Consider the following 17173-nt stretch of genomic DNA (forward strand, 5'->3'; position numbering starts at 1 on the left):
CGGAGGGACACCGCCCCTCTCAGCGAAGCGACTCCGCCCAGTCCTCCGGCACCCGCCCCGCCGGCCCCGGCACCGGCTGGTCCACCGGATGGGACTCCGGCGGCGCGAGCCGCGGCCCCGAGGTGCGGACCTCCTCCGTGTCGTAGTCCCAGAACCACTCCTCGCCCGGCTCGTAGCTGCGGATCACGGGATGCCCGGTGGCCCGGTGGTGCGCGGTGGCATGCCCGGCGGGGGAGTCGTCGCAGCAGCCGATGTGACCGCACAGGGCGCAGCGCCGCAGATGGAACCACCAGCCGCCCGCCGCCTCGCACTCCACACAGCCGGGACCGCTCGGCGGGACGGCCGGATCGATACCGGTGCCGAAGCCGTCGCCGCTGCCGCCCGCGTCGTCTCCGGTCATTCGGGCTCCTCGGTGGGGACGGGCGCGGGCGCGGCGGTGCTGAGCGGGAGCAGGACCTGGAAGCGGGTGTCGCCCGGCTCCGACTCGACCCGGAGGGTGCCGTGGTGCTTGTCGACCACGATCCGCCAGGAGATGTCGAGTCCGAGCCCGGTGCCCTCGCCGACCGGTTTGGTGGTGAAGAACGGGTCGAAGATCCTGTCACGGATCTCCGGCGGCACCCCGGGACCGGTGTCGCGGAACTCCACCAGCAGCCGCTCCCCGTGGTCGCGCGCCGTCCGTACGGTCAGCGTGCCCTCCCCGCCGGCACCGCTGATGGCGGAGACCGCGTTGTCGACGAGGTTGGTCCACACCTGGTTGAGCTCGGCCGGGTAGCCGGGGACCCTCGGGAGGGAACGGTCGTAGTCCTTCACGACCTTGATCCGGCCGCCGATCTTCCCGGACAGCATCAGCAGCGTGCTGTCGAGGAGTTGGTGCACATCGGCGACCTGGTAGGGGGCCCGGTCGAGCTGCGAGTACTGCTTGGCGGCGTCGACGAGGTGCGAGACGCGGGCGGTGGCGTCCTCGATCTCGCTCATCAGCAGCTCTGTCTCGACGGTGTAGTTGAGCCAGCCGACGGCACCCGGCAGGATCCCGTCGCCGACCGCCGCCGCGACCTGCTCGAGCCAGTCGATGTCGAGTCCGGCCTGGACGAAGGTCGGTGCCAGCCGCCAGCCCTGCTCGACACCGTGGTCGTCGAGCCAGTCGGTGAGCGCGTCCTCCCGGTCGCTGGCCTCCAGCGGGCTGAGCACCGGTGCCTTGGCGACGCGTTCGGCGGTGCGCTCCTGGATCTCGATGAGCTGTGCCAGTGCCGCGGGGGAGAAGGGGCCTTCGGCGATCACGGCGAGCTTGTGCCGCATCTTCGCCACCCGTTCCCGCAGGCTCGCCGTGGCCCGGACGGCCGCCGCGGCCGGGTTGTTGAGCTCGTGGGTGAGCCCGGCCGACAACGAGCCCAGCGCCAGGAGCCGTTCACGCTGCCCTATCGCGGCGTGCGTGTTCTTCGAACCGAAGAACAGCCCCTCCAGCAGATGCACCGCCATCGGGAACCACTCGGTCATCACCGCGGCGAAGGTGGCCGCGGGCAGTACGAAGAACCGTGTCGGTTCGGTCACCCGCATCGAGTTGTTGTAGACCTGCCGCACCCGGTCGCCGAGGTACGCCTGCATGGCGCCCGCGTAGACCCCCGGCTGGGAGGTGCGGTTGACCTCCACGTCGTCGGCGCCGACCCGGCGCGACAGCACGACGGCGCCCTCGATCATCACGTAGAAACAGGTGGCCGGATCGCCCTCCGTGTACACCGGACCGGGGTCGAACCCCTCCACCCGGCCCTCGCTGCACAGCCTGCCGAGCTGCTCGGCGGTGAGCTTCTCGAACAGGAACAGCGAGCCGATCTCCCGGGGGCTGCACGGCAGCGGACGGCCGCTCACGACTGCTCCAGATAACGGTGGACGAGCATGACGGCCATCGCCCCCTCGCCCACGGCGGACGCGACGCGCTTGGCGGACTCCGCCCGCGCGTCACCGGCCACGAACACCCCGGGCACGCTGGTCTCCAGATGGTAGGGCGCCCGGTCCGGCTCCCAGCCCGCCGGCGGCCGCCCGTCCGCGGTGAGGTCGGGCCCGGCCAGGATGAACCCGCGCTCGTCGCGCAGTACCGTGCCGTCCAGCCAGCCGGTCAGCGGGGCCGCGCCGATGAACACGAACATCCACTGGGCGTCGACCAGTTCGGTCCCGCCGCTCTCCGTGTGACGCAGGGTCAGCTGCTCCAGGCGGTCCGTGCCGTGCGCGGCCTCGACAGCCGTGCGGCAGCGCACCGAGATGTTCGGCGCCTCCTCGATCTGCCGGATCAGGTAGTACGACATCGATGCCGACAGATCGGGCCCGCGCACCAGCAGCGTCACCGACTTGGCGTGCCGGGACAGATACATCGCCGCCTGCCCCGCCGAGTTGGCGCCGCCCACGATGTACACGTCGTGCCCCTGGCAGGAGGTGGCCTCGGTGAGCGCCGAGCCGTAGAACACCCCGCGGCCCTGCAACCCGTCGGCGCCGACCGCCGTCAGCTGCCGGTACTGCACACCGGTCGCGAGGATCACGGCGTGCGCGGCGATCGCCGAACCGTCCGCGAACCGTACGACGCGCGCGGCGCCGCGCGCCTCGAGGCCCGTCACCTCGCACGCGGTGAGGATCTCCGCGCCGAACCGCGTCGCCTGCCGCCGCGCCCGGTCGGTGAGCTGGGCGCCCGAGACCCCGTCGGGAAAGCCCAGGTAGTTCTCGATGCGGGAGCTCTGCCCGGCCTGCCCGCCGGTCGCCGACCGCTCCACGAGCACGGTCCGCAGCCCCTCCGACGCCCCGTAGACCGCCGCGCCGAGCCCCGCCGGGCCGCCGCCGACCACCACGAGGTCGTAGAAGTCCGCCGCCGGTGTGGTCGCGAGCCCCACCCGGGCCGCGAGATCGGGCGCCTCGGGCTCGACCAGCGGCTCCCCGTCCGGAGTGATCACCACCGGCAGCCGCCGGCCGTCCTGCCCGGCGGCGGCGAGCAGCCGCCGGCCCTCCGGCTCGTCCGCGGTGTACCAGCGGTAGGGCACCTGGTTGCGGGCCAGGAACTCCCGGACCTCCGACGACCGCGGCGACCAGCGGTGCCCGACCACCTTGGTGCTGGGCACCGGCCGGTGGTCGCTGCGCCGCCAGGCCTCCAGCAGGTCGTCCAGCACCGGATAGAGCTTCTCCTCCGGCGGGTCCCACGGCTTGAGCAGATAGTGGTCGAGATCGACGACGTTGATCGCGTCGATCGCCGCGTCGGTGTCCGCGTACGCGGTCAGCAGCACGCGGCGTGCCCCCGGATACACGTCCAGGGCCTGCTCCAGGAACTCGATGCCGTTCATCCGCGGCATCCGGTAGTCGGCGAGGACCACCGCCACCAGGTCACCGCGCAGCTTCAGCTCACGCAGCGCCTCCAGCGCGGACTCACCGGACTCCGCGCGCACGATCCGGTACGACTCGCCGTAGCGCCGCCGCAGGTCACGGGCGACGGCACGGGACACTCCCGGGTCGTCGTCCACGGTCATGATGACGGTCCGCGCGGTCTCGGCGGCCAGTGTCATGCGTCTTCCACCCCGAGTGGTCGGCAGAGCCGCGGCGCACCCCCGGGTGAGCCCGGTCGCCGCGGCGGTCCCGCCCATCGTATGGCCCGGTCCCCGGCGGCGCCCGGGGACCGGCTACGCGGAGAGTGGACATCCCCGTCCGCTCGGCGGTCTCAGTCCTTCCGGGAACTCGGCACAGGGAACTCGTTGCCTTCCGGATCCGCCAGGACCGCCCAGCTCTCCTCGCCCTGTCCCACGTCGACGTCGACGATCACTTGCTCCCCTTCCAAGGTCGTACCGGGCAGCGTGGTGAAGACTGTCGCGGGCAGGACACCGACTTTCTCCCGAGGAGGCAGGACCCATGAGCCGCCCGATCACGGCAGGCATCGACGGATCGGACGAGAGCCTCGCCGCCCTCGCCTGGGCGGCCCGCGAGGCGGTCCGGCGCGACCGCGCGCTGCGCGTGGTGCACGCCTGGCAGGACGAGCCGCGCGAGGGCCTCGGCGCGGCCGGTGACCGGGACACCCGGGCCGGCCGGGTCCGCCAGGGCGTCGCCGACGCGGTACGGGCCGTGACCGGCCGGCATCCCGGGCTCGAGGTGTCCACCGAGGTGACGGAGGGCGCCCCCGCCGAGACACTGGTCGCCGCCGCGGCCGGCGCGGAGCTGCTGGCGCTCGGCTCGCGCGGGCACGGGGCCGTCGTCGGGTTCCTCCTCGGTTCCGTCGGCCAGCAGGTCGTCGCCGGGGCCCGGCGGCCCGTCGTGCTGGTGCGCTCCGGTGACCGGGCGTCCGCCGAGGCCGCGGGCCGGGAGGTCGTCGTCGGCCAGCAGGGCACGTTGGAGGACAGCGCGGACGTCCTCGGGTTCGCGTTCGTGACGGCCGCCGCCCGCCGCACCGCCCTCCGCGCGGTACGGGCCTGGACGCTGCCCCCGGTGTTCGCCTACAGCCCCGGGTCGCTGCAACTGCTCGACGAGACCGGCGGGCTCGAACCCTTCGAGAAGAACGCGCTGAGCGAGGCGCTCGAACCGTGGCGGGAGCGCTTCCCGGACGTGCCGGTGGTGGAGCACGTCGAGATGGGCAGTGCCGGACAGGTGCTCCTCGACGCCGCCGCGCGGGCGCAGCTGCTCGTCGTCGGGCGCCGTGCCCACCGCACCGCCGTGGGCACCCGCATCGGATCGGTGGCCCACGGCGTGCTGCACCACGCGCACTGCCCGGTCGCGGTCGTCCCGCACGACTGAGACGGCGGGACGCCCGCGTCACCGGGCCCGCGCGTCACCCGGGTACGGAGGCTCCAGGCCCTCGTCGGACGCTGCGGGTGTCTCGCGCGCCCTGGGCAGGATGTTCGCGATGTAGTCCGCGACGGCCGTGTCGAGCCCGATGTCGTGCTGCGCCCGCTCCGACAGGTACCAGCGGTGCTCCAGCAGCTGGTGGTAGATCTCCGCCGGGTCCATCGGGCCGCGCAGCTCGGGTGGTACGGCACGGACGGTGGGCCGGAACACGTCCCGCACCCAGCGGTGCGCCAGCACCTCCGGACGGGCCGCGTGGTCGTCCTGGGTGGCCATCCAGCTCTCCAGGTCGTTCAGCAGCCGCCGCGCCTGGTTCTCCTCGGTGTCGAGACCGGTCAGCCGCAGCAGCTGCCGCTGGTGGTGCCCGGCGTCGACGACCTTCGGCACGAAGGTGACCGTGTCGCCGTGGGAGGAGCTCTCGATCTGCATCTCGGCCACGTCGAAGCCGAGGTCGTTGAGGCGGCGTATCCGGCGTTCTATGTAGTGGTACTTGCCCGCCGGATACACGGAGACGCGGGTCAGTTCCTGCCAGAGTCCGCGGTAGCGGGCGCAGATCTCCATGCCGAACCCGACGGCGTCCACGGACGGGTGCAGCGCGCCGGAGGCCTCCAGGTCGAGCAGCTCACCGCTGATGTTGACGCGGGCGAGATCGAGGTCGTACTCCCGCTGTCCGTCGCTCAGCCGGGGATGCAGGTCCCCGGTCTCGGCGTCCACGAGATAGGCGGCGAAGGCTCCCGCGTCGCGCCGGAACAGGGTGTTGGACAGCGAGCAGTCGCCCCAGGCGAACCCCGCGAGATGCAGCCGCACCAGCAGCACGGCCAGGGCGTCCATCAGCCGGTGCATGGTCGCCGGGCGCATCGTCGTCTCGAACATCGAGCGGTACGGCATCGAGCCGCCCAGATGCCGGGTGACCAGCACCGGCTCCAGCGGCTCACCGGCGGTGCCGGTACGCCCGGTCACCACGGCCAGGGCGTCCACCGCGGGGATGCCGAGCCGGTCCAGGTCCCGCAGCAGCCCGTACTCGCGCACCGCGGGCCGCTCGGCGAGCTCCTTGACGGCGATCACCTCGTCGCCGGCGCGGGCGTAGCGCACGACGTGCCGGGAGATGCCGCGGGGCAGCGGCACGAGGTGCTCCCCGGGCCATTGCTCCAGCGGCACGTCCCACGGCAGTTCGAGCAGGAGTGCCGGGTGCTCGGGGTTCGTCGCGCTGATCTGCAGGGCCATGGACCGAAGCGTAGATCCCGCGGTGCCCCGGGAGGGACGCCCTGCCCGTCGCTACACCGCCCGTTCACGGGCCTGCCGGGCCGCCGCGGCGACGGGACCGCGGTGGACCTGTCCGTGGCCGGGCAGCAGGACGTCCGCGTCGAGGCCCTCGATGATGTCCAACGAGGCCAGGGCGCGGGCCTGTTCGTGGTGGAACATGCCGGGCAGCAGCTGCGGTCCCGCGATGCGTGAGGTGGCGTGTCCGCTGACCAGCGCGTCGCCGGAGATCACGATGCCGGCCTTCGGCAGATGGAAGACCGCGTGGCCGTCCGTGTGGCCCGGGGTGTGCACGGGGACGGGGGCGCCCGGCAGGTCGAGCGGGCCCTCGGCGGGGAACGCCTCGGGGGAGGCCACCGGGTGCTGTTCGGTGCCGCCGACCCGCAGGACGTGCACCGTCCAGGACAGCACACCCGGCCGCCAGGCGTTCCGCAGCACCTCCCCGACGCTCACCTGCTGGAGGAACTCCCTCCGGGCGTGCGGGACTTCGGCGGCGTGCAGATAGACGGGCGTGCCGTACGCGGCACGGAGACGCTCCGCCGAGCCGAGGTGGTCGTTGTGGGCGTGGGTGAGCAGAACCGCCGCGAGCGACTCGGGTGATCCGCCGACCTCGGTCAGCGAGGCGAGGACCTGCTCGCGGTCGCCCGGGTACCCGGTGTCGACGAGGGTGAGGGCGTCCCCGTCCTTCAGGATGACCCAGTTGGTGTGGCTGCCGTGCACCAGGTAGGTGCCGTCGGCGACTTGGTGTACATCTGCCCGCATGATCTCCCCGCACGGCGAAGTGGTCCGACGGGGGACAGCCAATCAGACGTGCGTCCCGTCCCGTTGACCGGGACACGCGTCCATGAGGTTCCCGGGCGGACGTCGTGAGGGGCGGCGCGGGAGTCTTTCGATACATGCGTGTATCGGATACATTCCCGTATCCGACGGCGGCCGAGGGGGACGGAGGGACCGGACATGGCACCGGGCATCACCGGCCGCGAGGCCGGGGCCGGGACGGGAGCCGGAACGGGGACGGGGGACGGGGCCGGGCGGGTGACCGGGCGCCGGGGCCGTACCCGGGCCAGGCTGCTCGACGCCGCGTTCGCGGTGTTCGCCGCCAAGGGGTACGGCCGGGTCTCCATCGAGGAGGTCTGCGAGGCGGCCGGCTACAGCCGGGGCGCCTTCTACTCCAACTTCGCCACCCTCGACGAGCTGTTCTTCGCCCTCTACCGGCAGCGCGCCGACGTCATCGCCGACCAGGTCGCCGGCGCCCTGGCCCTCGACGGCCCCGGCCTCGACGTACCGGCCGCGGTGGACCGGGTCACCGAGGTGCTGCTGCTCGACCGGGACTGGCTCCTGGTCAAGACGGACTTCCTGGTGCACGCCGCCCGCCACCCGGCCGTCGCCCGCACCCTGCTGGAACACCGGGCACGGCTGCGCTCGGCGATCGCCGGACGGCTGGCCCGGGCCCAGGGGCACACCGCGCTGCCCGCCGCGTTCGGCGGCACCGAGGAGGCCGCCGCCGCGGTGGTCGCCGCCTACGACGGGGTCACCGTGCAACTGCTGCTCGACCAGGACACCGGTGCCGCCCGCGCCTGGCTCGGACGGCTGCTGACCGCCCTGCTCACCGACGGCGGCCCCGCCCCCACCGACCGGCCCGCCTGACGCCGGCACCGGCCCCGGCACCGGCCTGATCCAGGCACCGACACCGATCAGCATCGAGGAAGGACACGGACGCCATGGACGCGGACGTCATCGTCGTCGGAGCGGGCCTCGCGGGCCTGGTCGCGGCACACGAACTCACCAGCCGGGGCAGGCGCGTCGCCCTGGTCGAGCAGGAGAACGCCGCCGACCTCGGCGGCCAGGCGTACTGGTCCTTCGGCGGGCTGTTCCTCGTCGACTCCCCGGAACAGCGCCGCCTCGGCATCAAGGACTCCTTCGACCTGGCCTGGACCGACTGGCAGGGCAGCGCGCAGTTCGACCGGCTCGCCGACGAGGACTCCTGGGCGGTGCGCTGGGCGCGCGCCTACGTCGAGTTCGCGGCGGGGGAGAAGCGCTCCTGGCTCGCCGGGCACGGGATCACGCTGCTGCCCACCGTCGGCTGGGCCGAGCGCGGCGACCTGCGCGCCGACGGGCACGGCAACTCCGTACCCCGCTTCCACATCGCCTGGGGCACCGGCACCGGTGTCGTCGAACCCTTCGTCGACCATGCCCGGCAGGCCGCCCGTGAGGGGCTGCTCACCTTCCACCACCGCCACCGCGTCGACGAACTGGTCGTCGAGGGCGGGGCCGCCACCGGCGTACGCGGCACGGTCCTCGCCCCCGACGACACGCCGCGCGGCGTGGCCTCCGGCCGGGAGGCGGTGGGCGGGTTCGAGCTCACCGCCCAGGCGGTGATCGTCACCAGCGGCGGCATCGGCGCGAACCACGACCTGGTGCGCCGGCACTGGCCCGAGCGGCTCGGCACCCCGCCCGCCGAGATGGTCACCGGCGTCCCGGCCTACGTGGACGGGCGGATGCTCGGCATCAGCGCCGCGGCCGGTGCCCGCCTCGTCAACCGCGACCGTATGTGGCACTACACCGAGGGCCTCCGGAACTGGGACCCGATCTGGCCGGGCCACGGCATCCGCATCCTGCCGGGCCCCTCCTCGATGTGGTTCGACGCCCTCGGCCGCCGCCTCCCCGACCCCTGCCTGCCCGGCTACGACACCCTCGGCACCCTCCGCCATCTGCGCACCACCGACGACATCGCGGCCCACGACCACTCCTGGTTCGTCCTCACCCGGAAGATCGTCGAGAAGGAGTTCGCGCTCTCGGGCTCCGAGCAGAACCCGGACATCACCGCCAAGGACAGGCGTGCCGTGCTGCGCGACCGGCTGCTCGGCAGGGGCGCCCCCGGACCCGTGCGGGCGTTCCTGCGCCACGGGGCCGACTTCGTGATCGCGGACACCCTGGAGCGCCTCGTCGAGAAGATGAACGCGACGACGGACGAACCGCTGCTCGACGCCGCGGGACTGCGCCGGCAGATCGAGGCGCGCGACCTCCAGATCACCAACCCGTACAGCAAGGACTCCCAGGTTCAGGGCATCCGCAACGCCCGCCGCTACATCGGCGACCGCCTCGGCCGGGTCGCCACCCCGCACCGCATCCTCGACCCGGAGGCCGGTCCGCTGATCGGCGTGAAGCTGCACGTCCTCACCCGCAAGACCCTCGGCGGCATCCAGACCGACCTCGACTCGCGGGCCCTGGGCGCGGACGGCGCGCCCGTCGAGGGCCTGTACGCCGCGGGTGAGGTCGCCGGGTTCGGCGGCGGCGGGGTCCACGGGTACAACGCGCTCGAGGGGACCTTCCTCGGCGGCTGCCTCTTCTCCGGCCGCGCCGCCGGACGGGCGGCGGCGCGGCAGACGGCCTGAGCGGCCACCGCGCCCGACGGCCCGTCTCCCGGCGGCTTCACCGGCCTCGGCGGCCTCACCGGCCTCACCGGCCTCACCGGCCTCACCGGCCTCACCGGCCTCACCGGCCTCACCGGCCTCGGCGGCCTCGGAGACCGCCGGGGCGGACTCGGCCGACCGTAGTCCGCTCCATCCGCTCCGCCCGCTCAGTCCGCCAGGAGACGGGCCAGCACCGCCGTGTGGCTCTCGCCGGGCTTCTTGGCGGCGGTCAGCAGGGTCACCGGCCCGGTCTGCGCCATCTCCCGCACCCGGGCCAGGAGTTCCGCGGCCTCGGGCGCGGCGAGCTCCGCCTCGTAGCGGCGCGCGAACTCCTCGTACGGGCCCTCGCCCGCGTGGTACCAGCGGCGCAGCTCGGCCGACGGCGTGAGACCCTTCGGCCACTCGTCCACCCGGGCCGCGTCCTTGGCGAGACCGCGTGGCCACAGCCGGTCGACGAGGACACGCACCCCGTCCTCCGGCTCGGGCGGTTCGTAGACACGGCGCACACGGACGGACACGATCGGGCCTCCTGCGGGAGAGCGGACGCGGCTGTCCCTGGACCGTACTGCGCCGACGCCCGCGTACCGCCGCCCGCGATCGCCGACGCGGCGTGACATGACCTGAAGGAGAACGATGTCGCGCGACTCGGCGGCCTAATCTGTGGGACGTGTGATCGATCCGGCCCCCGAGTCAAGGAGCGCATGTGAAGTCGCCCCGCACGTCTGCCGCCAGACGCACCGTCACCCTCGCCACCGTCCCCGTCACGGTGGCGGCACTGCTGCTGGCCGCCGGACCCGCCTCCGCCGGTACGACGACGGGCGGCGCCGGGGTGGGGGACCCGTACTTCCCGCTGGCCGGCAACGGCGGCTACCACGTCCGCCACTACGGCCTGACCCTCCGTTACGATCCCGCCTCGCACCGGCTCGACGGGCAGGCCGTCCTCACCGCCCGCGCCACCCGGAACCTCAGCCGCTTCGACCTGGACCTCAAGGGCCTGACGATCACCGCCCTCACCGTCGACCGCGCGGCCGCCGCCTACCGCCGCGAGGGACAGGAACTGATCGTCACCCCGCGCCGGGCCCTCGCGCAGGGCCGGGACTTCCGCGTCGCCGTCACCTACCACGGCACCCCGAAGCAGGTCACCGACCCGGACGGCTCGCCCGACGGCTGGATCCGCACCGACGACGGAGCGTTCGTCGCCGGGGAGCCGCAGGGCGCCATGACCTGGTTCCCGGCCAATAACCATCCCCTGGACAAGTCCTCGTACGACTTCGCCCTCACCGTCCCCGCCGACCGCGCCGCCGTCGCCAACGGCGTCTACCTCGGCAAGCACACCGCGGCCGGCCGCACCACCTACCGCTGGCGGCAGTCCGAGCCGATGGCCGCCTACCTCGCCACCGCCACGATCGGGAAGTTCGAGATCGAGCGGTACACGACGGACGACGGCATCCAGGTCTACAACGCCGTCGATCCGCGGGAGGCGAGCGCCGCCGCGCCGGTCCTCAAGAAGCTGCCGTCCGTCCTGAAATGGGAGAGCCGGGTCTTCGGCCCCTACCCGTTCCGCGCCGCCGGATCGATCGTCGACCACGCCGACGCCGGCTACGCCCTGGAGACCCAGACCCGCCCCCTCTACGACGCCGCGCCCGACCTCTCCACCCTGGTCCACGAGAACGCCCACCAGTGGTTCGGCGACTCGGTCTCCCTGACCACCTGGAAGGACATCTGGCTCAACGAGGGCTTCGCCACCTACGCCGAATGGCTCTACAACGAGCAGCACGGCGGCGACAGCGCCCAGCAGACCTTCGACGCGCTCTACGCCCGCCCCGCGAGCGACGGCCTGTGGGCGTTCCCGCCCGGCGACCCCGGCAGCGGCGCGAACATCTTCGGCACACCTGTCTACGCGCGCGGCGCGATGACCCTGCACGAACTGCGCAGGGCCGTCGGCGACCGGGTGTTCCTGCGGATCCTGCGGACCTGGGCGACCGCGCACCGCGGCGGCCACGGCACGACCGCCGCCTTCGTGAGGCTCGCCGAGCACGAGTCCGGCAAGGACCTGGCCGCGCTGTTCCGCACCTGGCTGTACACCGCGGGCAGGCCCGCGCACGCATAGCCGCGGCGCACCGGCCGTGCGCACGGCCGGTGCGGACCGGGGCCGGGAGCGTCAGGACGGCCGTCGCCGGGTCCGGGCCCGGCCGAGGTCCCGGCGTTCGTCCTCCGTCGCGCCGCCCCAGACCCCGGCCGGCTGGGCCGTCGTCAGGGCGAAGTCGAGGCACTGCCCCCGCACCCGGCAGCGCCCGCAGACCGCCCGCGCGCGCCGCGTCTGCAGCAGCGCGGGGCCGCTCGTGCCGATCGGGAAGAAGAGATCGGGGTCCTCGTAGCGGCATTCGGCCAGCTCTCGCCAGTTGCTCATCACGTCACCTGCGCTCGATGTCGTTCACGCCCTTGCATCTGTGTACTCGCGTCCGGGGCGCCGGTCGACCCCCGGACCGAACGAACATTTCGAGCCGACGGCCGGCCGGGCGCCGGAGCGGAGCACCTGACCGGAACGCGGCGGACCCCCGCGTGATCCGAGCTGCGATAGTGAACCCTGGTTCGAAAGTTGTAACGAGCAACCAGGAAGAGTGTGGACACCAGCGAGAGCAGTACCCAGCACGACCCCGCCGACGGGACGCGTCCGGAGCCCCCGGCGAGCCCGGCCGCCGCCCCCGCCCCTGCCGCCGAGGTCGCGCCGCGGACCGGCTGGCGCCGCTGGGCGATGGACACCCGCCCGCTGCGCCGCCCCGCCTACCGGCGGCTGTGGTCCTCGACCATCGTCACCGCCGTGGGCAGCCAGCTCACCGCCGTGGCCGTCCCGAAGCAGATCTACGACATCACCGGCTCCTCCGCCTGGGTCGGTTACGCCAGCCTGGCCGGCCTCGTGCCGATGGTGGTGTTCGCGCTGTGGGGCGGAGCCGTCGCGGACAGTGTGGACCGTCGCAAGCTGCTGCTGGTCACCAACACCGGTATCGCGGTGACCTCGCTGCTCTTCTGGGTCCAGGCCGCCGCCGGGCTCGGCTCGGTGGCCGTCCTGATGCTGCTGCTCGCCCTCCAGCAGGCGTTCTTCGGCCTCAACTCACCGGCCCGCAACGCCTCCATAGCCCGTCTCGTCCCGGCCCACGAGCTGCCCGCGGCCAACGCGCTCGGCTCGACGGTCATGCAGACCGGTCTGGTCGTCGGCCCGATGCTGGCGGGCGTCCTGATCCCGGTGACCGGACTGCCCGTGCTGTATCTCGTCGACGCGGTGGCCCTGTGCGTCACCGTGTGGGCCGTCGTACGGCTGCCCGCGCTGCCCCCGGCCGAGGGCACCGCCGCCCGCCGCGCCGGAGTGCGGGAGATCGCGGCCGGGTTCCGCTACATCTCCCTGCACAAGGTGCTGCTGCTGTCCTTCCTCGCCGACATCGTCGCCATGGTCCTCGGCATGCCCCGCGCCCTGTTCCCGGAACTGGCCGCGCAGACCTACGGCTCCTACGGCGAGGGCTTCGCGCTCGGCCTGCTGTTCGCGGGCGTCCCGATCGGTGCCGTCGTCGGCGGGCTGTTCTCCGGCACGTTCTCACGGGCCCGGCGGCACGGCTGGATGGTGATCGCCGCGGTGACGGGCTGGGGCGCGGCCGTCGCGGCGTTCGGGCTGAGCCGCAATCTGTGGGTCGCGGTGGCGTTCCTGGCCGCCGCCGGAGTCGCCGACATGGTGTCCATGGTCTTCCGCGGCGCGATCCTGCTGTCCGCGGCGACCGACGAGATGCGCGGCCGGATGCAGGGCGTCTTCACGGTCGTCGTCGCGGGCGGCCCCCGCCTGGCCGACGTGCTGCACGGCACCGCGGGCTCGGTCCTCGGCACCCGCGCGGCCGTCACGGGCGGCGGCCTGCTGGTCGTCGTCGTCATGCTCGGCCTGGCCGCGGCGGTACCGGCGCTGCGCCGCTACCGCGTCTGAGGAGCCGCTGCCGCGTCCGAGGACCCGGGCCGACCGCCGCGGCGTCAGGGGATGCTGCGGCGGCGGGACGCGTAGCTGTCCAGCAGCTTGACGCGGGTGGCCTCCAGACGGTGGGCGAGGATCTCGGCGACCGTGCGCACCAGGGACAGCCCGAGCAGCGGGTCCTCCACGGACAGGGCGAGCACCGCCGTCGCGTCGAACTCGTAGGCGCGTACGGGGCTGAACGCCACCGCGCCGAAGTCCCACTCGTACGGCGGGAACAGCCATGACCAGCCGAGCAGATCGCCCGCGCCGAGGCCGGCCACGGTCACCCGCTGGATCGGTGTCACCTGCTGGTCGAGGGAGACGGCGCCCGAGCGGATCACCCAGAAGCGGTCGGCGTTGCCCCCGGCCTCGAAGATCCGGGTGTCCTCCGGGAAGGAGACCTCCTTGGCCAGCTCCATCAGGCGTTCGCGCTGCACCTGGGGGAGGGCGGTCAGCAGCTTTATCGCTTTGGTCATGGGGCGGGGCTCCTCGCCGGCGGTCGGTCCGGGTGCGGTGGTGTGTTTTCCCTACGCCCATTTCAGCGGCTGGCGGCGTGCCGGGCATGTCGGGAGGCTCCGGGCACGTGTCCGGGCATGGAAAAAGCCCTGGCTGGACGGGGGAGACCAGCCAGGGCCGTACGCCGTGGCCTGCGGGGGACGGTTCCGGTCGACCCCGTGACCACGTATGCGTGAACGATAAACCACTTGCGGTCATGGTGTGAAACCGTGGGCACCCCGAGTGAGCGGTTTCACGTCAAAGGTGGTCAAATATTGTCGCACGGCAACGTTTGGCCCCCAGGGGGCCGGGCAGACGCCAGCAGGCCGGGCGTGCAGGCGCTCCCGCCACCGCGCCAGTGACCGAGGAGAAGCACATGCCGATGCCGATGCTGATGCCCCATCCCGAATTCCTGCGCAAGCTCGTGGCCGAGTACGAGGCGCTGCAGGCGGGCGGCGGCGCCGAGCCGGGCGGCACCACGGCGGAGCGGGCCGCGCGACTGCGCGACCTCGCGTACACGCTGTGCGTGTCGACCGGGACCCGCGACGTGGCCGGTGCCCTGGAGACCGCGCGCCTGCGGCTCGCAGCGGCGGCGGCGGTGTGACGGCGGGACGATGAGCGTGCCGGACGGTGCCGCCGCCGGGACGCCCGGCAGGGCGGAACACCGGCGGGGGCCGCAGGAGGCCGGGGCCGGACAGGCCGCGGGAACGGGGGAGGGACACGGCGGGGCGGACCGGGGCCGGACCCCGCCGGACGCCCGGGAACCGGGCCGGCAGGCAGGGGAGCGGTACCGGCCGACGGACGAGCGGGACACCGCCGGGGCGCGGGACGCACCCGAGGCCGCGGACGGCCGCGCCGCGCGGGAGGAACTGGAGCGGCTGCGTGCCGAGGTGCACGATCTGCGGGCCCGGGCCCGTGTGTACCCGCTGATCTCGCAGGCCCAGGGCATCCTCCGGGAGCGGTACGCCCTCCCCGACGCGGAGAGCGCCTTCGCACTGCTGCAGCGCGCCTCCCAGCGCTACAACGTCAAGCTGCGGACCCTGGCCGGCGTCCTCGTGACGGTCCCCGGCCCCGAGCCGGGCAGCGGACTGTGGTTCCCGCGCCGCGTCCGGGCCGCGGAACCGGCCCTCGGCTTCGCCCGTCCCGAGCCCGGCAATCGCAGCGCCGTGCTGTCTGCCGTGCTGAGCCGGACCCTGGCCGTGGTGGACGCGGAGATGGGCAACGTCCAGCTCGCCGACCGGGCCGCCGGCGGGCTGCGCATGGAGCGCCACACCGGCCTCACCGCCGACTTCGTCGACTTCTTCGGCCATGTCGGGAGGGAGGGCACGTCGTGCGCGCTCGCGGCACGCGACGTCGCGCAGGTGACGGTGCGGGACGTGGAGTCCGACCCGGTGTTCACCGAGCCGGCCCGCGCGGCCATCCTGGCCGCGGGCAGCCGGTCCTGCCACAGCGTCCCGCTGACCGTCCGGACCGGCCTGTGCGTCGGCATGGTCTCCGCCCACGCCGGCCACCGTCTGAAGCCCCTGACGAAGGCCCGGACCGAGGCTCTGGACGCCCTGGGCGCGGAGGCGGGCCGCTGGCTCACCTGGTACGACCGCACGGTGGTCCGCGACGCGCTGGAGTACCTGCACGTACTGGGCCAGGTCGGCCGGGGGCGCAGCTTCCGGCGGGGGTGACCGGGGCCCCGCGACCGCACCACCGCGCGGGTGCGGAGCGTCCCCGTCCCGCGGGCGGCGGACCGCGGTGCCGCGCGCCGGCCGGCCGCCGCGGGCCCCGGGCAGGGCATGGCTCCGGGGCCACGGGGCATCCGGAGGCGCAGGAGGTCGGAATGGACATGAGTACGACGGTCGGGGAGGGCCGGCAGCGGGCCCGGGAGGCCGCCCGGGGACCGGTGACCGAGGGGGCGGCACGGGCCGGGCTCGCCGCCCGGGGCGTGATCTATCTGCTGGTCGGGCTGCTCGCCCTGCGCATCGCCCTGGGCGACCACAGCAAGCAGGCCGACCGCAGCGGCGCGGTCCAGGAGATCGCGCACCACCCGTTCGGAGCGGTGCTGCTCTGGGCCCTCGGCGCCGGACTGGCCGGTATGGCCCTGTGGCGGCTGTCCGAGGCGTTCTTCGGTTCCGCGGGCCCCGACGGCGGGAAGGCGGGCAAACGGCTCCTGGCCCTGGCCCGGTGCGTGGTCTACGTCTTCGCCACGTACTCCGTGCTGGCGTTCGCCGCCGGTTCGGGCGGCGGGAACCGGTCGAGCGACCAGCAGTCGCGCGACGTCACCGCGCGTGCCCTGGGCCTGCCCGCCGGTCAGTGGCTCGTGGGCGCGGCCGGGATCGGTGTCGTGATCGCCGGTGTCTGGATCGGCGTCCGTGCCGTGCGCCGGGACCACCACGACGACCTGCGCCTCGGCGAGATGTCCCGCCGGGTGCGCCGCCTGGTCGACGTGACGGGCGTCGGGGGCGGCGTCGCACGCGGACTGGTCTTCGCCGCCGTGGGCTGCTTCGCGGTCCGCGCGGCGGTCGACTACGAGCCCGGCAAGGCGAAGGGCCTCGACGACACGCTCCGCTCCTTCGCCGCCCTGCCGATGGGGCCCTGGGCACTGGGCTGCGTCGCGGCCGGCCTGATGCTGTTCGGGCTGTTCTCCTTCGCCCTGTCCCGCTGGCGCCGGGTGTGAGACCGCCGGCGGGGGAATCGCCGGGCCGAACCGGCGAAGCCGTTCGCGGTCACAGGTGCACGACGCGCCGATCGGGGAACGCGACCGGGATGAGCGACCACGAGATGAGCATGCCTCCGAACGACGATGAAGTGCGGGCCCACCTCGACCAGCTGCGGCTGCGGATGGACCCGGACGACTACGCGCTGCTGCTCGAGCTCCTCGGTCCGGCGCTGCGGGCCGTGTGGGAGCAGCGCTTCGACGACGCCGGGTTCGGACTGGACGACGACGAGCGCTCCGACGGTGTCCCCCAGGAGGTCCGGGACGCCGCCGCCCTGGTCGTCGCCACCGCGATCACCGGGCGCCGCGACAACGAGGTCATCGAGATCCACACCGAGGAGACCGGCCTGGTCCGGGTCGTCACCGACGTGACCAGCGCACACGACCCGGAACGGCGCGACGCGATCGCCGAGTGCCTGCGCCGCCGGCACCGGGACGACGCCGAGCTGCGGGGCATAGCCGCGGCGAGCGGCATGCCGACGGACTTCTGAACCCGGGCGGGGGACGGAC

Annotated in this window: 17 protein-coding genes; 9 read left to right on the top strand and 8 right to left on the bottom strand. The window is 73.8% G+C overall.

Annotated elements, in window-relative coordinates; all coding sequences use genetic code 11:
* Positions 1-19: 19 nt before the first annotated feature.
* From ABZ862_RS31570 to ABZ862_RS31580, 3 genes are read right to left on the bottom strand one after another with little or no spacing between them, the layout of a single operon-like run.
* Positions 20-400 carry a UBP-type zinc finger domain-containing protein gene (locus ABZ862_RS31570; protein ID WP_360965587.1) on the bottom strand — a complete coding sequence of 127 codons (381 nt, stop codon included), beginning with the start codon at positions 398-400 and terminating at the stop codon, positions 20-22.
* The gene (locus tag ABZ862_RS31575) at positions 397-1863 is read right to left on the bottom strand and encodes an ATP-binding protein (protein ID WP_360965590.1); all 1467 of its coding nucleotides are present in this window, start codon (positions 1861-1863) and stop codon (positions 397-399) included. Before ABZ862_RS31575 ends, ABZ862_RS31570 begins: the two co-directional genes overlap by 4 nt.
* On the bottom strand, positions 1860-3536 hold the full coding sequence (locus ABZ862_RS31580) for an FAD-dependent oxidoreductase (protein WP_360965593.1): 1677 nt from the start codon (positions 3534-3536) through the stop codon (positions 1860-1862). The genes ABZ862_RS31575 and ABZ862_RS31580 overlap by 4 nt, the downstream gene beginning before the upstream one ends.
* A 340-nt stretch (positions 3537-3876) precedes the next feature.
* On the opposite strand from ABZ862_RS31580, the gene ABZ862_RS31585 reads away from it, so the two are divergent.
* A complete protein-coding gene (locus ABZ862_RS31585; RefSeq protein WP_360965595.1) occupies positions 3877-4752 on the top strand; it encodes a universal stress protein in 876 nt (291 codons plus the stop codon).
* Between the two features lie 18 nt (positions 4753-4770).
* Here ABZ862_RS31585 and ABZ862_RS31590 read toward each other — a convergent pair whose 3' ends face one another.
* The gene (locus ABZ862_RS31590; protein ID WP_360965597.1) at positions 4771-6024 is read right to left on the bottom strand and encodes a DUF4032 domain-containing protein; all 1254 of its coding nucleotides are present in this window, start codon (positions 6022-6024) and stop codon (positions 4771-4773) included.
* Between the two features lie 51 nt (positions 6025-6075).
* Positions 6076-6822, bottom strand: coding sequence for an MBL fold metallo-hydrolase (locus tag ABZ862_RS31595; RefSeq protein ID WP_360965600.1), 747 nt, complete (start codon positions 6820-6822; stop codon positions 6076-6078).
* Between the two features lie 195 nt (positions 6823-7017).
* Between ABZ862_RS31595 and ABZ862_RS31600 the strand changes: the two genes are divergently transcribed.
* On the top strand, positions 7018-7707 hold the full coding sequence (locus ABZ862_RS31600; RefSeq protein WP_360965602.1) for a TetR/AcrR family transcriptional regulator: 690 nt from the start codon (positions 7018-7020) through the stop codon (positions 7705-7707).
* A 74-nt stretch (positions 7708-7781) separates the two neighbouring features.
* Positions 7782-9455, top strand: a complete 1674-nt coding sequence (locus tag ABZ862_RS31605; RefSeq protein WP_360965605.1) for an FAD-binding dehydrogenase — start codon at positions 7782-7784, stop codon at positions 9453-9455.
* Between the two features lie 185 nt (positions 9456-9640).
* Here the strand turns inward: ABZ862_RS31605 and ABZ862_RS31610 are convergent, their stop codons facing one another.
* A complete protein-coding gene (locus ABZ862_RS31610) occupies positions 9641-9991 on the bottom strand; it encodes a DUF488 family protein (RefSeq protein ID WP_360965608.1) in 351 nt (116 codons plus the stop codon).
* 185 nt (positions 9992-10176) lie between these two features.
* Between ABZ862_RS31610 and ABZ862_RS31615 the strand changes: the two genes are divergently transcribed.
* Positions 10177-11583, top strand: a complete 1407-nt coding sequence (locus tag ABZ862_RS31615; protein ID WP_360965610.1) for a M1 family metallopeptidase — start codon at positions 10177-10179, stop codon at positions 11581-11583.
* 51 nt (positions 11584-11634) lie between these two features.
* Here ABZ862_RS31615 and ABZ862_RS31620 read toward each other — a convergent pair whose 3' ends face one another.
* Positions 11635-11883, bottom strand: coding sequence for a WhiB family transcriptional regulator (locus tag ABZ862_RS31620; RefSeq protein ID WP_360965613.1), 249 nt, complete (start codon positions 11881-11883; stop codon positions 11635-11637).
* A 213-nt stretch (positions 11884-12096) separates the two neighbouring features.
* Between ABZ862_RS31620 and ABZ862_RS31625 the strand changes: the two genes are divergently transcribed.
* Positions 12097-13440, top strand: a complete 1344-nt coding sequence (locus ABZ862_RS31625) for an MFS transporter (protein WP_360965616.1) — start codon at positions 12097-12099, stop codon at positions 13438-13440.
* 44 nt (positions 13441-13484) lie between these two features.
* Here the strand turns inward: ABZ862_RS31625 and ABZ862_RS31630 are convergent, their stop codons facing one another.
* Positions 13485-13940: a cyclic nucleotide-binding domain-containing protein gene (locus tag ABZ862_RS31630; protein WP_360965618.1), complete on the bottom strand. Its 456-nt coding sequence runs from the start codon at positions 13938-13940 to the stop codon at positions 13485-13487.
* A 407-nt stretch (positions 13941-14347) separates the two neighbouring features.
* Between ABZ862_RS31630 and ABZ862_RS31635 the strand changes: the two genes are divergently transcribed.
* The 4 genes from ABZ862_RS31635 to ABZ862_RS31650 all read left to right on the top strand — a co-directional run bounded on the left by ABZ862_RS31635 (position 14348) and on the right by ABZ862_RS31650 (position 17154).
* Positions 14348-14563 carry a DUF5133 domain-containing protein gene (locus tag ABZ862_RS31635; protein WP_360965667.1) on the top strand — a complete coding sequence of 72 codons (216 nt, stop codon included), beginning with the start codon at positions 14348-14350 and terminating at the stop codon, positions 14561-14563.
* A 10-nt stretch (positions 14564-14573) separates the two neighbouring features.
* Positions 14574-15635, top strand: coding sequence for an ANTAR domain-containing protein (locus tag ABZ862_RS31640; protein ID WP_360965621.1), 1062 nt, complete (start codon positions 14574-14576; stop codon positions 15633-15635).
* Between the two features lie 158 nt (positions 15636-15793).
* Positions 15794-16624, top strand: a complete 831-nt coding sequence (locus tag ABZ862_RS31645) for a DUF1206 domain-containing protein (protein WP_360965623.1) — start codon at positions 15794-15796, stop codon at positions 16622-16624.
* Positions 16625-16713: 89 nt separating this feature from the next.
* Positions 16714-17154, top strand: coding sequence for a hypothetical protein (locus ABZ862_RS31650; protein WP_360965626.1), 441 nt, complete (start codon positions 16714-16716; stop codon positions 17152-17154).
* The last annotated feature ends 19 nt before the right edge of the window (positions 17155-17173 follow it).

The sequence above is a fragment of the Streptomyces sp. NPDC047000 genome, from assembly GCF_040644295.1.
Taxonomy (GTDB): Bacteria; Actinomycetota; Actinomycetes; order Streptomycetales; family Streptomycetaceae; genus Streptomyces.